Here is a 15,155-nt window from a genome sequence, read left to right as displayed (position 1 = left end):
AACAAATTATCATGGTAGTTTATTTTCAAATTCGAGAATTCGTGGTAAAATAGCTAGAATATTATTGAATAAAATAATTAAAAAAAAAGAGTTAACTAGAAGTTACTTTTTAAAAATTCCATAACTAAATTACACAGAATTAATTATCAAACCAACTTTCTGAAATAATCCTTCAACAACTTATCATTTTCATACGTTGGTGTAAAGATTTCCAGAATCTGCGGTACTTCTGTTTCTGCAAAAAAAGACTTCAACGCCTTCTCTACCGTTTCAATAGTGCTTGCTTTTCGATACCCAAAACGATACATAGCCGCCAATTGTTCAGCTGTTAAACAATGAGCCGTTTCAAAATAGGTATGAAACGTTTCGTTTTCCTCGTGACCGGGCAAAATACGAAAGATGCCTCCTCCTCCATTATTAATGATAATAATTTTAAAGTTTTTAGGGATGTAATTGTTCCATAACCCATTACTGTCGTAAAAAAAACTCACATCTCCGGTAATCAACAACGTATCTTTTTCTGATGCTATTGCGGCTCCAATGGCGGTTGATGTACTTCCATCAATTCCACTTGTGCCTCGATTGCAAAAAACCTCAACTGATTCCGGTAAATCAAACAACTGCATGTAGCGAATAGACGAACTATTTCCCACTTGCAACAAAATATTTTCCGGCAGTTGATTCACGATTTGCTCAAACGCTTTAAAATCACAAAACGCTAAATTAGCCATATAGGTCGCATGTTTTTCTTTCCGTACTGCTTTAATTCTCAATCCTAAATCGCGGTAATTGCTTTCAATATACTTTGTATAAGGCAAAAATTGATTAAAAAAATCATTCGGATTAACTTCAAAATGATAGGTTAAGCTTCCAAATGTGTTGTATGCTCTAAGTCTATCCACATGCCAATGATGCGTTGGCTGATAATTTCGCAAGAATGATTTAATGCGTTTCGATACAATCATTCCACCAAATGTAAGCACAATATTCGGTTGAAAATCTTGAAAATCTTCTATTGAAAAAGGTGTAATAATCGAATCGATATTATTTAAAAACGATTGATGATGCAAATTAGAAGTCGTTTCCGTCATCACTAAAACCGAAGGATCATTAGCTAAATGATTGATGATAGAGATATCTAATTCATTCGGGGGAAATGTTCCAACAAGCACTAATTTTTTACGGGCTGTATTCCAAATATTCGTTGAAGCAATAATATCTTCAAACGGAATTGTTTTATAGACTTTCCCAAAAGTTGAAATCATGGTATCTACGGTTGGAACAGTTATCGTTTCATACAACGGTTCCTCAAACGGAGCATTGATATGCGTTGGCCCTGACTTTGAAAAGGCTTTATTGAACGCTTCATTAATTAAAAAGTCGTTTTCTTCCGAAGCAATTTCAGTCAAATTGGCATTAAAATGGGTATGATTTGCCAAGACGTTTTCTTGACGAATGGTTTGTCCGTCACCAATATCCACCATTGATTTTGGTCTGTCGGCAGAAATAATTACTAACGGAATCATGCTGTAAAAAGCTTCGGCAACAGCCGGATAAAAATTCAAAACCGCAGAACCTGATGTGCAAACAACTACCACAGGTTTACCGATTTGTTGAGCAATTCCCATTGCAAAAAAAGCGGCACAACGTTCATCTGCAATACTGTAACAAGTGAAGTATGGATTAGCAGTGAAACCTATGGTCAATGGTGCATTTCGTGAACCAGGTGCAATAATAATGTTTTGAATTCCTTTGGCATGACAAATTTCGATGATGCTTTGGGCTAACGCTATTTTGGGATAAATCATTTCTTTTTGATGAAAATTAATTGCAACAAAAAAATGCTGAAGCAACAAACAAAGTTATTATTTTAACATCGAAAAAAGGTTGTTACAACGATTAAAGTTTTGTTATATTTGAACATACTTTTCAACAAATGACAATTCAAATCCGACCTTATTCTGAAGCTGATGTTCCTAGTATTTTGGACATTATTAACGATAACATCTTGCATTCTACTTCCTTGTATGACTATGAACCAAGAAGCTTAGCCAATCAAAGTGATTTATTAAAAGATAAAATAGCCAAAAACTTTCCGGTTATCATAGCCGAAATCGATGGTAAAATTGCCGGATTTGGCATGTATGGCGAATTTCGCTTTCGCGATGCGTATCGGTTTACAGTAGAACATTCTGTTTATGTTTCCAAGGATTTTAAAGGAAAAGGTGTGGGTGGAAAGTTGCTTCAATCCTTAATTGATATAGCCAGAAAGCAAGGCTTACACACGATGATAGGTGTGATTGATGCAGAAAATACGGAAAGTATTCTCTTTCACGAAAAATATGGTTTTAAAAATGTTGGAATTATTAAAGAATCCGGTTTTAAGTTTAATCGTTGGTTGGATTCTGTTTTTATGCAGTTAATTTTGGAAGAAAATACATAAACGAAAAACACAGAGTAAAGAAATCTATAAAATTTTAAAAATTTATCTGATTTTTCTAATCTGTGTTCCTTACCTGTTTGGTCAATAAAAGTTAAGTTAACTTGCTAACCAATCTAATATTTCTTTATCTTTTGGACTGGTTCTCGGACTGATAACTTTTTCTAATTCGCCCTTTTCATTCAGCAAATATTTTTGAAAATTCCATTCTACATCACTATCCTGCAAACCGTTTTGTGATTTTTGAGTTAAAAATTGATATAGCGGATGCATGTCTTTTCCTTTTACCGAAATTTTACTCATCATCGGGAAAGTCACGCCGTAATTCTTTTCGCAGAAAGCACCGATTTCTTCATTGGTTCCCGGTTCTTGCTTCATAAAATCATTGGCCGGAAAACCGATAATTACCAATCCTTTGTCTTTATATTCTTCATATAATGATTGAAGATCTTTGTATTGTGGGGTTAATCCACATTTGGAAGCCGTGTTTACAACCATGATTTTTTTTCCTTTCAAGGAAGCAAAATCAAATTCTTTTCCTTCCAAATCTTCTACTTTAAAAGTATATATTGATTGTTTCATAGTGGTGTCTGATGCTATATTTTCTTTTTTAGTTTGAGCCTGATTTTGGCAGCTCATCAACATGAAAAAAGAAAAAATGATTAAAAAAGATGATTTCATACTAATTATTTTTATTTCAAATTTACATTTTTATAAAAGATGAACCTACTAAACAAATCACAAATGATTACTAAACTATTTTTTATAATATTTTTTGTATTTTAAATAAGAAGCTATTCCCAATATTGTTATAACAGCTACAGAAATATATACAAAACTTGGTGTTACAACTTTATCCCCACTCGCATACGAATGCAATCCGGTGAGGTAAAAATTCACTCCAAAATACGTCATCATAATCGAATAGAAAGCGAAAATACTCATCAAATTAAACACCCAAGTTCCACGTAACGAAGGCACAAATCGAGCGTGAATCACAAACGCATAAACCATAATACTAATTAAAGCCCACGTTTCTTTTGGATCCCAACCCCAGTAGCGGCCCCAACTTTCGTTGGCCCATTGCCCGCCTAAAAAGTTACCAATCGTTAGCATTACTAAACCAATGGTTAACGCCATTTCGTTGATGTAGGTGATTTCTTGAATGCTTAATTTCATTCGCTCTTTATTTTTGTCATTGGTTAACAAAATCAATAAAAGCGATACTATTCCGAGAATCATTCCTAACGTAAATGGTCCATAACTCCCTACAATTACTGATACGTGAATCATCAACCAATAGGAATCTAAAACCGGTTGTAAATTTGCAATCGAAGGATCCATCCAACTCCAGTGTGCAATCATCAAAATCATCGAAGCAACAAATGCTCCCGAAGCAACGGTTAATTTCGATTTTCTGTCAAACGCCAATCCGAAAAACATTGTTGCCCAAGCTACATAAATCATACTTTCGTAGGCGTCACTCCACGGTGCGTGACCTGAAATGTACCAACGTGCAATTAATCCTAACGTATGTAAAACAAAGAAAAATCCGATTAGAATATGAAAAGCATTGATCGTATAATTGATGAATTTGGATGATTTTACAATTTGAATTACCGTAAAAATCAACATCAAAACGCCCGCCAACATATACAAATAATACAAATTCTTGAAAATATCGTATTTGTTATATAAGATTTCCGAATCAATTTTTTTATCAGATGGACGAACTTCGCTTCCGTACTTGACTTGAAATTTCTCCATTCCGCCGATGATGTCATCCGCCATTTTATAATCTTGTGTTTTACTTGCCTCTCCTAAAATTTGCATATAAGCCGGAAGAATATTTTTTAGGTTGGCAAGTTCTGTATCTTGGTATTCATCTAATTCTAAATACGAAATCCATTTGTTGTTATCATCATTCGGAACCGGGAAAATTTTGAGAATGCTTCCGCTTAAAGCCGAATTTAACAACACAACTTTTTTATCCACTTCAATAAAATCCTTCTGAAATTGATTTGGAATTGTCGCTTTATAAGCATCATCCAAAAACGGAGATAATTTATAATTCCCTTTATCATCAAAGAAACTGATGAATGGAGCAAATTTAGCCTCCTTGGAAACCCCTAAAATATTTCTGATACTATCGTTACCACGTTTTAAATAAACCAACGGCACTTCGAACCAAGCGTTTGGTGTTTGCGACATCGATAGAAAAACCTGATCAGAAGTATAACCTTTGTAATTGTCACTTTTACTGACTTTACGTAGTAATTCCGACGAAAAAGTATTCACCGGTTTCATTCTTCCACCCGCATCCTGAATCACTAATCGTCCAAACTTGGCTGCATGTTCGGGTTTTGGAATAGTTGTTTCCAGAAACTTCTCAACTTCTGCTAGTGAAGGTCGTTGATGCTTGTGATTCTCCTCAGCATTTTGAGAAAATCCTATCAACGAAAAAAGCAAAAATGAAAGGGATAATAAAGCCGATTTCTTTTTCTTCACTTTTTCCAACTTCACTTTAATATCATTGAAACGTGTGTTTTTATCAAACAGAATTGCCATCATCGCAATGTAAAGTAAAAAATAGCCAATGTAAGTGAGCCAAGTTCCCCAGAAATCGTGATTAACTGAAAGAATAGTTCCTTTTTCATCTTGATCAAATTGAGCTTGAAAAAATCGATAACCTTTGTAATCCAAAATGTTGTTCATATAAATATGAGCATCTTGCTTTTTATCGCCATCTAAAACGGTTACTTTACTTTCAAAAGCAGAATAACTGTTAATGGTTCCGGGATATCGCTTCGCAATAAAATCATTTAATTGAATACTGAATGGCAATTCGTAAATTTTGCTACCAAACATCAAAGTAATATCCAAATCGCCCATTGTAACGGTTTGCGGAACACCTTGTTTTCCTTTGGAACCCACTAATGTCACTTCTTTTGTTTTGCCATTGGCTTCAACCTCTACAATCAACGCATCATCAGTTGACATATCTTTCCAATCATTATTGGAAACGAATTCTTTTTTACCTTTCACTGGTGCGTCTGGCAAAACAAATTGAGCTCCTGCAATATTGTAAAGCGAACGGAACATCAGCGGTTGCAACGAATCTTTGACAACCAAGCCTTTCATTTGATCGGCCATTCGCATAAAATCGCCACCAAAAGTAGATTTGATAAAAAAGGAATCTCCATCTTGAATGATGTTAATTGCTCCGTCCGTTTCTTTGTTGTAGGCAAAAAGAATTCCGTGTAAACTTTGTACTTCGCCTTCTTTTAAGTGATGTTCGTGACGAGTTCCTCCACTCGATTCGACTAATTTTAAAAACGTTTCGCCACTTTCATCCGGTTTGATGCTTTCGGTGGCGTTCATAATAAAATTTTTATAGCGAATGGTGTATGGTTTCGTGTCAAACTTATCGTTAATCGTAAAACTATTATTGGCTGCTTGAGATAAAATTAGCGGTTTTTCGATAGTTTTTCGCTTGGTTTCACCTCTGTAATCGCCATCGGTTAGAACAGTAAGGAACGTTTTATCAGAATAAAATCGTTTTTCTGAAGCACCTTCACGAATTGGCATCATTCCTTCAAAACTGATGTAACGTGTAACGAATGCTCCTACAAGGATAAAAATAAATGAAAAATGCAGTAATAAAGTCGCCCATTTTTCTTTTTTCCAAAGTTGATACCGTTTGATATTTCCAATAAAATTGATGACAAAAAACACCATAATTACTTCAAACCACCAGGCATTATAAACCCAAATTCGGGCAGTATCTGTATTATAATCATTTTCGATGAAGGTTCCAACTGCCATCGCTGCGGCAAATACGATAAATAAAAAAGCCATTAAACGAGTGGAAAAAAGGAAGGAAAGTATTTTTTTGTCCATTTTGAGAAGGGTAATTTTTGAAAGCACAAAAATACTTATAAAAGAAAGAATCTTATCTATTTTTATAGAATTTTTAAGGTAAGTTTAATCAGTCTTTTATTCTTATTAATTTTAATCGGAAATCGGCTGTGTTTTTATTATTTTTGACGAATGATTTCAATCGTTATTATCGGTTCCGGAAATGTAGCTCAACATTTGATTACTGCTTTTTTGCAAAGTAATGAAGTTGAGCTGATTCAGGTTTTTTCGCGGCAAAAAGAAAGTGTTTCACATTTGATTTCTTCGGATAAAATTGTTTCTGATTTTGCTAAAATTAAACAAGCGGATTTATACCTAATTGCCATTTCGGATAATGCGATTGGTGATGTTTCGACAAAACTTCCATTTGAAAATCGATTAGTTGTTCATACATCCGGTAGTATGCCGATGGAAATATTGGATTCAAAAAATCGTCGGGGTGTTTTTTATCCATTACAAACATTTACTAAAAATAAACCGGTTAATTTTAAAGAAATTCCGATTTGTTTGGAAGCTGAAGATGAGAAAGATTTTAAAACAATTGAAACTGTTGCTAAAACTATTTCATCGGTTGTGCAATCTATTTCATCTGAACAACGAAAAGCATTGCACGTGGCGGCTGTTTTTGTGTGTAATTTTGTCAATCATTTGTATAAAATCGGAAATGAAATTTGTGAAGAAAATCAACTTTCATTTGAATTATTGAAGCCTTTGATTATTGAAACGGCTCAAAAAATCATCCATTTATCTCCTGAAAATGCTCAAACCGGACCAGCCAAAAGGAATGATAGCGAAACAATCAATACCCATTTGAATTTTTTGTCTGATGAAAATCAAAAAGAAATTTATAAACTTCTAACTAAATCAATTATTGACGATGGCAAAAAGCTATAAAGAATTAATGAATGAAATAACCACCTTCATTTTTGATGTAGATGGCGTTCTAACGGATAGTTCTGTTCACATTACTCCTACCGGCGAAATGCTTCGCATTATGAATATTCGAGATGGTTTTGCGTTAAAAGCTGCAGTTGAAAGCGGTTATCACGTTTGTATTATTTCCGGCGGAAGTAACGAAGGCGTTCGAATTCGTTTAAAAAATCTCGGCATTTCTGACATTTATTTGGGTTCGCCCGATAAAGTGGAAACATTCAGAGAATACTGTGCCATTTACAACATAAATCCTGAACAAGTTTTGTATATGGGTGACGATATTCCCGATTATCATGTGATGAAATTGGTTGGATTACCTACTTGTCCGCAAGATTCGAGTCCGGAAATTAAAGCGATTTCAAAATACATTTCGCATAAAAATGGAGGAAAAGGTGCCGCTCGTGAAGTAATTGAACAAGTGATGAAAGTGCAAGGGAAATGGCATTTGTATTATGATGGGAAGCATGATTAGAAGTTGCGGGTTGAAAAGTTGCGGGTTTCGGGTTGCGAGCTACACACCGCTTTTTGTCATTGCGAAAGATGACGAAGTCGAAAGAGGACACGAGCGATAGCGAACTGGCGAAGCAATCTCCTGCGAAGCAGGCAAAAAAGCAAATAATTTTATTCTAAAAAATAAACAAAGATTATATCCTTTAAAGAAAATGATTTATCTAAAATTAATACGATACAAAAACCTACTCCTACTTGCTTTAATGCAATTAATTTTTCGTTACGGATTTTTAAAACAACAAGATGGTTATGCATTAACCGATTGGCAATACGTATTGTTGATTTTATCAACGGCATTGTTAGCTGCTGCCGGTTATGTGATTAATGACATTTTTGATCAAGAAACCGATACCATCAATCGACCGGAGAAAGTAATTGTTGGAAAAGCCATTTCCGAATCAAGAGCCTACAATATTTATGTAGGACTTAATATTGCCGGTGTTGCCATTGGTTTTTATCTTTCCAATTTAATTAATAAACCAAGTTTTGCTACGATTTTCATCTTCATTGCAGCCTGTCTTTATTTTTATGCAACCACTTTGAAGAAGATGTTGTTGCTAGGTAATCTTTTAATTGCTTTTATTCTTGGATTAAGTGTTTTAATTATTGGTGTTTTCGATTTATATCCGGCTACTTATGATGGAAATCGTGAGAAAATGGGTTTACTATTTAAAATTCTTACCGATTATGCCATTTTTGCTTTTGTAGTAAATTTTATTCGGGAAATAATTAAAGATGCGGAAGATACAAAAGGTGATTATAACCAAGGAATGCAAACGCTTCCAATTGTTATGGGTATTAACAGAACAGCTAAAATAATTTTCGTTTTATTGCTTGCTGCAATTGCTATTATATTTTGGTATACGAATCAGCATTTGATGGATTTTAACTTGTATTATGCTGTTTTATATGTACTTTTCTTAGTTATTGGTCCTCTTTTATATGCTTTAATTAAAAGTTGGAATGCTAAATCCAGTTCAGATTTTCGTCATTTGAGTATCATTTTAAAATGGGTTATTTTCTTTGGGATTTTGTCGATTGCTGTGATTACATATAACATCAAAATCAATACAAATGCTTAGAGAAAAACTAAAATCGTATAAAATAATTTTAGCTTCGGGTTCGCCCAGAAGACAACAGTTTTTTAAAGATTTAGACATTGATTTTGAAATTCGTTTAAAAGAAGTGGAAGAAATTTATCCGCCACATCTTCAAGCAGAAGAAATTACTAATTATTTAGCGGAATTAAAAGCCAAAGCATTTGATGGAGAAATAAAACCAAACGAAATTCTAATCACGAGCGACACTATCGTTTGGCACAATAATCAATGTTTAGGTAAGCCTAAAGATGAAGAAGATGCTTTTAAAATGTTGCAATCTTTGTCTAATTCTACGCATGAAGTGATTACTTCAGTGTGTTTTAAAACAAATTTAAAAACCGAAACATTTCATGAAGTCACAAAAGTAACATTTCGTGAACTTTCTGATGAAGCAATTCGTTACTATTTAACCAATTACAAACCGTTTGATAAAGCCGGAAGTTATGCCATTCAAGAATGGATTGGCTACGTTGGCATCAGTAAAATTGAAGGTTCATATACCAATGTTGTTGGGATGCCAATGCATTTAGTTTATCAAAAAATGCTTACTTTTGTCCCCTAATTCAACACCATGGAGTTTGTTAATTTATATATAAAAGAAGTTGTTGCTTCGGGCATAGTTATTGTTATTGCTATTATCTTACGTTTATTAGTTGCGAAAATTGTTAGAAGGTTTGCTCGAGTTAGTGAAATCCTTGTGCATCGAACAAATCTTGTTATCAAATATTTTAATATTTTAATTGGAATAATCACAATAATTGAATTATTCATTATTTGGGGTGTAAAACCACAAAATGTTATCTTAGTTACCTCTTCTGTTTTTGCTGTAATTGGCGTGGCAATGTTTGCTCAATGGTCCATTTTGAGTAATGTTTCATCAGGAATTATTTTGTTCTTTTCGGCTCCTTTCAAAATTGGTGATACCATCAGAATTCACGATAAAGATTTTCCGATAGAAGCAGAAATCGAAGATATTAGAGGATTTCACACGTATTTGAAAACTGCAGAAGGCGAACTTATCACATATCCAAATAGCTTACTACTTCAAAAAGGGGTTACTGTGATTAAATTTCCACGAGAAGAAAAGGAATTCATAGATTAACATTTTATTTATAGTAGTTTAATTGGTTTTAGCGTTATATTGCAATAAATATATGAACCAAAAACACTTTTTTACGCTATTTTTTCTCTGTTTGTTTTTGTTTTCCTCAGGTCAAGAGAAAAAAACAGAAACAGATTCAACTTCACTTACTTATAAAAGAATTGAAAACTACTCTAAAAAAAATAACTTTACAAAGTTTCTTCATAAACTTGTTTTTAAGACTACAAAAGTCACTCCAATTAAACCAAAAAGCGTAAAAATTCCTGAAAAAAATCATACTCTTTACGAGGGTAAAATCATTCGAAATATTAATATTCAAACTCTTGATCCATTTGGATATTCTGAAAAAGATACAGCAAAAAAGCCAAAACGATTTACTGAAAAAGCTGCCAATTCTATCCATGTAAAATCTAAAAAATTTGCCATTAGAAATATTGTTCTTATTAAACGAAATAAACCCTATGACAGTTTGATGATTAAAGAGACAGAGCGTTTAATACGTTCGCAACGATTTATAAGAAGGGTAGATATTTCTAGTGAATTGGTCTCAGCACAATCTGACAGTGTAGATATAAACATTACAGTATTAGATTCATGGAGTTTGATTCCTAATGCCAGTTTATCTTCTTCAAGAGGATCTTATGAATTAACTGAACGTAACTTTCTCGGAACTGGCCACTTATGGGACAATCGTTTTCAACATGATTTAGACGACAAAAGAAATGCTTTTTCAACACGTTATGTTATTCCAAATATTAGAAATAGTTATGTTCAAACGGCATTCAATTATCAAATTGATTTAGATAATAATTATGCTAAAAGTATTGAAATGGAAAGAAGATTTTTCTCTCCTTATACCCGCTGGGCCGGTGGTGTTTTTTTGGAAAATAGATTACGAAGAGATAGTTTGCCGGATTTTAGTCAAGAATATAAACTGCAGACTTTTAAATTTAATATGATAGATATTTGGGGAGGCCATTCATTTGATATCACGAGAGAGAATAATGTGAATGAACGATCAACTAACTTTGTTACTACTCTAAGATATTTAAAAATAAACTATTTAGAAGACATAACCAGTGATTTTGACCCAATCGATTTTTATACAAATGAATCTTTTTGGTTAAGTGGAATTGGAATTTCTTCCCGAAAATTCGTTCAAGAAAAATTTGTTTTTAACTATGACATTGTGGAAGATATTCCGATTGGAAAATATTACGGAGTTACGATTGGAAATCAACTCAAGAACTTTGATAATCGATGGTATGTTGGAGCGAGAGCAACATTTGGGAATTATTTTAAATGGGGCTATTTAAGTACAAATTATGAATATGGTACTTTTTTTAGAGACAAAAAAAACGAACAAAGTGCTTTTGTTGCTCAAATAAATTATTTTACTCCTTTAATGGAATTTGGAAGATGGAAATTACGTCAGTTTTTTAAAAGTGATATAATTCTTGGAGGTCATCGCTTAGACATTCAAGGCGATAAAATATCTATAAATGAATCAAACGGAATTTCAGGATTTAATGATCCTAAGTTTTTAGGAACAAAAAAAATGATTTTTTCTTTTCAAACACAATCCTACTCTCCTTGGGATTGGGCCGGATTTCGATTCAGTCCATTTTTTAATTTTTCAATGGCGTTTTTGGGAAATACAGAATACGATTTCCAAAAAAGTAAGGGATACGCTAAGTTAGGAATGGGTGTTTTGATTACAAATGACTACTTAGTATTTAATTCTTTCCAAATTTCTTTTGCCTACTACCCAAGTATACCTAATGATGGTGAAAATTTATTCAAATCTAATACGTTTAAAACAGATGATTTTGGTTATTTAGATTTTGAAATTAATAAGCCAAGAGTTGTTTTGTATCAATAAATTTAAGTATTTAACAAATTTTTTATAAAATAAATCAAATATTAACTATTTTTCATTTATATTTTAATTATCTTTACATGACATTATTCATTTCGATAACTTAATTAAAAAATACCACTTACGATTTTATTAATTTTAATCTAATAAGTCATGAAAAGGGTATGTTTGTTTTTAATTATTTTCTTTTTATTTCCAACAAAACTTTTATTGAGTCAGTCCTATTCTTCGGTGTATAATTTAGAAGAATATAACCAAATTCAAGTTCCTTTAGATTCAATTCGTTACTACTATTATCCAAATCTTCAAGCTTACTATGACACTCATAAAAAAGAATATATTTATAAAAAAAGTGGTGAATGGATTCGCGAAAAATCAATTCCAAATGATTACAGAGGCTACTCATTATTCAACAAAAATTATGAAATAATAAATGGCTTAGTGAACGAAGACAATCCTGAAAAACACATTGAAACACATAAAGATAGCTATCCACAAATATTTACCGCTAAAGAAATGCGAAAAAAACTGGAAAAAATAAAGCAAAATGCTTTAACCTACAATTAGAATTGGTTTTAATAAGGGAAGACAGTCTGAATGAGTTATTTATTCGGACTGTTTTTTTATTGTTAAAGAAATTCTAATTAAAAAATCAACTTATTTAATTCACTATATTTGACTTTTACTGAAAAACTGTGCATTCAATGGGGTTAAAAAAATACTTTATACTTTTATTATTACTTTTTGCTTCAACTTTATTGGCTCAACAGCCGCAAAAACCGTCTTCGGTGGAAATCTATCATCAGATTCAAAAACTTAATTTTTTAGGTTCTGTATTATATGTTGCTGCTCATCCGGATGACGAAAATACGCGATTAATTTCCTACATGGCTAATCATGTAAAAGCCAGAACTGGTTATTTATCTATTACTCGAGGGGATGGTGGTCAGAATCTTATCGGAACAGAATTACGTGAATTATTAGGCGTAATTAGAACCCAAGAATTATTAGAAGCCAGAAAAATAGACGGCGGGGAGCAATTTTTTACTCGTGCTAATGATTTTGGTTTTTCAAAAGTACCTGATGAAACCCTTAAAATTTGGAATAAAAATGAAGTCCTTGAAGATATGATCTACATCATCCGAAAATTTAAACCGGATGTTATCATTAATCGTTTTGACCACCGTTCACCCAGAACAACACACGGTCATCACACTTCTTCTGCAATGCTTTCGATTGAGCTTTTTGATCAAACAAATGATCCAAAAGTTTATCCAAATCAATTAAAATTTACTTCTACTTGGCAACCTAAAAGATTGTTTTTCAATACTTCATGGTGGTTTTATGGTGGGAAAGAAAAATTTGATAAAGCCGACAAAAGCAAGTTGAATAATTTTGACATGGGTGTCTATTATCCTTCTTTTGGAAAATCAAATCAGGAAATTGCCGCTCTCAGCCGAAGTCGCCACCAATCACAAGGATTCGGAAGCACCGGTTCAAGAGGTGATGAAATTGAATATTTAGAACTTATTAAAGGTGAAGCAGCCAAAGACAATAAAAATATTTTTGAAGGAATTGATACATCTTGGAATCGTGTAAAAGGAGGAGCAGAAATTGGAAAATTAGTGACTCAAATTGAAAAAGATTTTGATTTCAGAAATCCATCAGCGAGCATTCCAAAGTTAATTGAAGCTTATTCCTTAATTCAAAAATTGGATGACGAACATTGGAAAAAGATCAAAACCGAAGAAATAAAAAAAATCATCTCCGGATGTGCCGGATTATTTTTAGAAGCTATTGCCGAAGCACAAAGTTCAACTCCTGGAAGCACATTAAAAGTTAGAATTGAAGCCATTAACCGCAGTAATCAGCAAATGGTTTTGAATGGTATTAACACTTCACCGTCATCAATTACAACTTTTACAACTACACCTTTAACAAACAATCAACCGCAGTATATCGATGTGGAGCTCAATCTTGATAAAAATCAGGAATACACTGCTCCCTATTGGTTAAAAGAACAAGTAACTGTTGGAATGTATGCCGTTTCTAATCAAGAAAATATTGGAATACCAGATATCATTAGAACAATTTCGGTTACTTTTTTGGTGGAAATTAATGGGACTGTAATTCCTTTTGAACGAGAAGTAATTTACAAATATAATGATGAAGTAAAAGGCGAAGTTTACAAACCATTTGATGTTGTACCGGTAGCAACTTCATCGATTTTAGATAAAGTAAAAATCTTTAATTCTGAAAAAAATAAATCGGTTGGTGTAAAAATCAAAGCCGGAAAAGATGATGTAAGTGGAAATGCATTTCTTACAGTTGCTCAAGGTTGGAAAGTATCACCCGAATCCATTCCATTCCAAATCAACAAAAAAGGTGGAGAAACAACGGTTTATTTTGAAGTCACTCCTCCCAAAAATTCTGCTGAAATCACAGCGACAAGTTATTTGGTTGTAGATGGCGAAAAATTAGACAAAGAGCAAATCAACATTCAATACGAACACATTGCTCAACAACAAGTTTTAGCAAATTCTGAAGCCAAATTCAGCAAGTTAGATATCATCATCAAAAATGAAAAAATAGCTTACATCATGGGAGCCGGCGATGAAGTTCCGCTTTATCTTTCGCAAATGGGATATGAAGTTACGATTTTAAAACCTGAAGAAATCACACTTGAAAATCTTCAAAACTTTCAAGTCGTTGTAATGGGAATTAGAGCTTACAATACAGTAGACGAATTATCATTCAAACAACAATTATTATTCGATTTTGTCAAAACCGGCAATACAATGATTGTGCAATATAATACAACAGGAAAACTTACTGTAAAAGAATTAGCTCCATTTTCACTAAAATTATCAAGAGACAGAGTGACAGAAGAAGATGCAGAGGTTCGTTTCTTGTCTCCAAATCATAAAATTTTAAACTTTCCTAACAAAATCACTTCCAACGATTTTAAAGGATGGGTTCAAGAGCAAGGTTTGTATTATCCAAACGAATGGGACGCAACCTTCACCCCTATTCTCTCATCTAACGACAAAGGTGAAGATCCAAAAAACGGAGGTCTTTTAGTGGCTCAATACGGAAAAGGATATTATATTTACACCGGTTTGAGCTTCTTTAGAGAACTTCCGGCAGGTGTTTCAGGAGCGTATCGCTTGTTTGCAAACATGATTTCTATCGGAACCAAAACAAATTAGTACATGGAAGAGAAAAAAAAAATAGCCATAAAAAGCATTTACATTTGGGTGTTAGTTGCTAATG

At 33.0% G+C, this 15,155-nt stretch carries 12 protein-coding genes; 9 read left to right on the top strand and 3 right to left on the bottom strand.

Annotation, left to right across the window (positions count from 1 at the left end; genetic code table 11):
- Positions 1-146: 146 nt before the first annotated feature.
- Positions 147-1,808, bottom strand: coding sequence for a 2-succinyl-5-enolpyruvyl-6-hydroxy-3-cyclohexene-1-carboxylic-acid synthase (menD, locus tag B4N66_RS08815; protein WP_291094039.1), 1,662 nt, complete (start codon positions 1,806-1,808; stop codon positions 147-149).
- 128 nt (positions 1,809-1,936) lie between these two features.
- On the opposite strand from menD, the gene B4N66_RS08810 reads away from it, so the two are divergent.
- Positions 1,937-2,443 carry a GNAT family N-acetyltransferase gene (locus tag B4N66_RS08810; protein ID WP_291094037.1) on the top strand — a complete coding sequence of 169 codons (507 nt, stop codon included), beginning with the start codon at positions 1,937-1,939 and terminating at the stop codon, positions 2,441-2,443.
- A gap of 96 nt (positions 2,444-2,539) precedes the next feature.
- On the opposite strand, the gene B4N66_RS08805 is transcribed toward B4N66_RS08810, so the two are convergent.
- The gene (locus tag B4N66_RS08805) at positions 2,540-3,121 is read right to left on the bottom strand and encodes a glutathione peroxidase (RefSeq protein ID WP_291094036.1); all 582 of its coding nucleotides are present in this window, start codon (positions 3,119-3,121) and stop codon (positions 2,540-2,542) included.
- Positions 3,122-3,196: 75 nt separating this feature from the next.
- The gene (gene ccsA / locus B4N66_RS08800; protein WP_291094034.1) at positions 3,197-6,340 is read right to left on the bottom strand and encodes a cytochrome c biogenesis protein CcsA; all 3,144 of its coding nucleotides are present in this window, start codon (positions 6,338-6,340) and stop codon (positions 3,197-3,199) included.
- A gap of 150 nt (positions 6,341-6,490) precedes the next feature.
- On the opposite strand from ccsA, the gene B4N66_RS08795 reads away from it, so the two are divergent.
- From B4N66_RS08795 to B4N66_RS08760, 8 genes are all read left to right on the top strand, one after another.
- Positions 6,491-7,252, top strand: coding sequence for a Rossmann-like and DUF2520 domain-containing protein (locus B4N66_RS08795; RefSeq protein WP_291094033.1), 762 nt, complete (start codon positions 6,491-6,493; stop codon positions 7,250-7,252).
- Entirely contained in the window at positions 7,236-7,763 is a 528-nt protein-coding gene (locus B4N66_RS08790; RefSeq protein ID WP_291094032.1) for a KdsC family phosphatase, read from the top strand. The genes B4N66_RS08795 and B4N66_RS08790 overlap by 17 nt, the downstream gene beginning before the upstream one ends.
- Before the next feature lie 190 nt (positions 7,764-7,953).
- A complete protein-coding gene (locus B4N66_RS08785; RefSeq protein ID WP_291094031.1) occupies positions 7,954-8,883 on the top strand; it encodes a geranylgeranylglycerol-phosphate geranylgeranyltransferase in 930 nt (309 codons plus the stop codon).
- A complete protein-coding gene (locus tag B4N66_RS08780; RefSeq protein ID WP_291094029.1) occupies positions 8,876-9,463 on the top strand; it encodes a Maf-like protein in 588 nt (195 codons plus the stop codon). The genes B4N66_RS08785 and B4N66_RS08780 overlap by 8 nt, the downstream gene beginning before the upstream one ends.
- 9 nt (positions 9,464-9,472) lie before the next feature.
- Positions 9,473-10,003 (top strand): mechanosensitive ion channel domain-containing protein, encoded by a 531-nt coding sequence (locus B4N66_RS08775; protein ID WP_248434053.1) that lies wholly within the window; start codon positions 9,473-9,475, stop codon positions 10,001-10,003.
- 52 nt (positions 10,004-10,055) lie between these two features.
- On the top strand, positions 10,056-11,885 hold the full coding sequence (locus B4N66_RS08770) for a hypothetical protein (RefSeq protein WP_291094028.1): 1,830 nt from the start codon (positions 10,056-10,058) through the stop codon (positions 11,883-11,885).
- A 150-nt stretch (positions 11,886-12,035) separates the two neighbouring features.
- On the top strand, positions 12,036-12,449 hold the full coding sequence (locus tag B4N66_RS08765; RefSeq protein WP_291094027.1) for a hypothetical protein: 414 nt from the start codon (positions 12,036-12,038) through the stop codon (positions 12,447-12,449).
- 137 nt (positions 12,450-12,586) lie between these two features.
- Positions 12,587-15,091, top strand: coding sequence for a PIG-L family deacetylase (locus B4N66_RS08760; protein WP_291094026.1), 2,505 nt, complete (start codon positions 12,587-12,589; stop codon positions 15,089-15,091).
- The last annotated feature ends 64 nt before the right edge of the window (positions 15,092-15,155 follow it).

The sequence above is a fragment of the Flavobacterium sp. UBA2787 genome (assembly GCA_002352205.1).
In the GTDB taxonomy this organism is placed as follows: domain Bacteria; phylum Bacteroidota; class Bacteroidia; order Flavobacteriales; family Flavobacteriaceae; genus Flavobacterium.
This window is presented reverse-complemented; position numbering and strand designations above follow the sequence as displayed.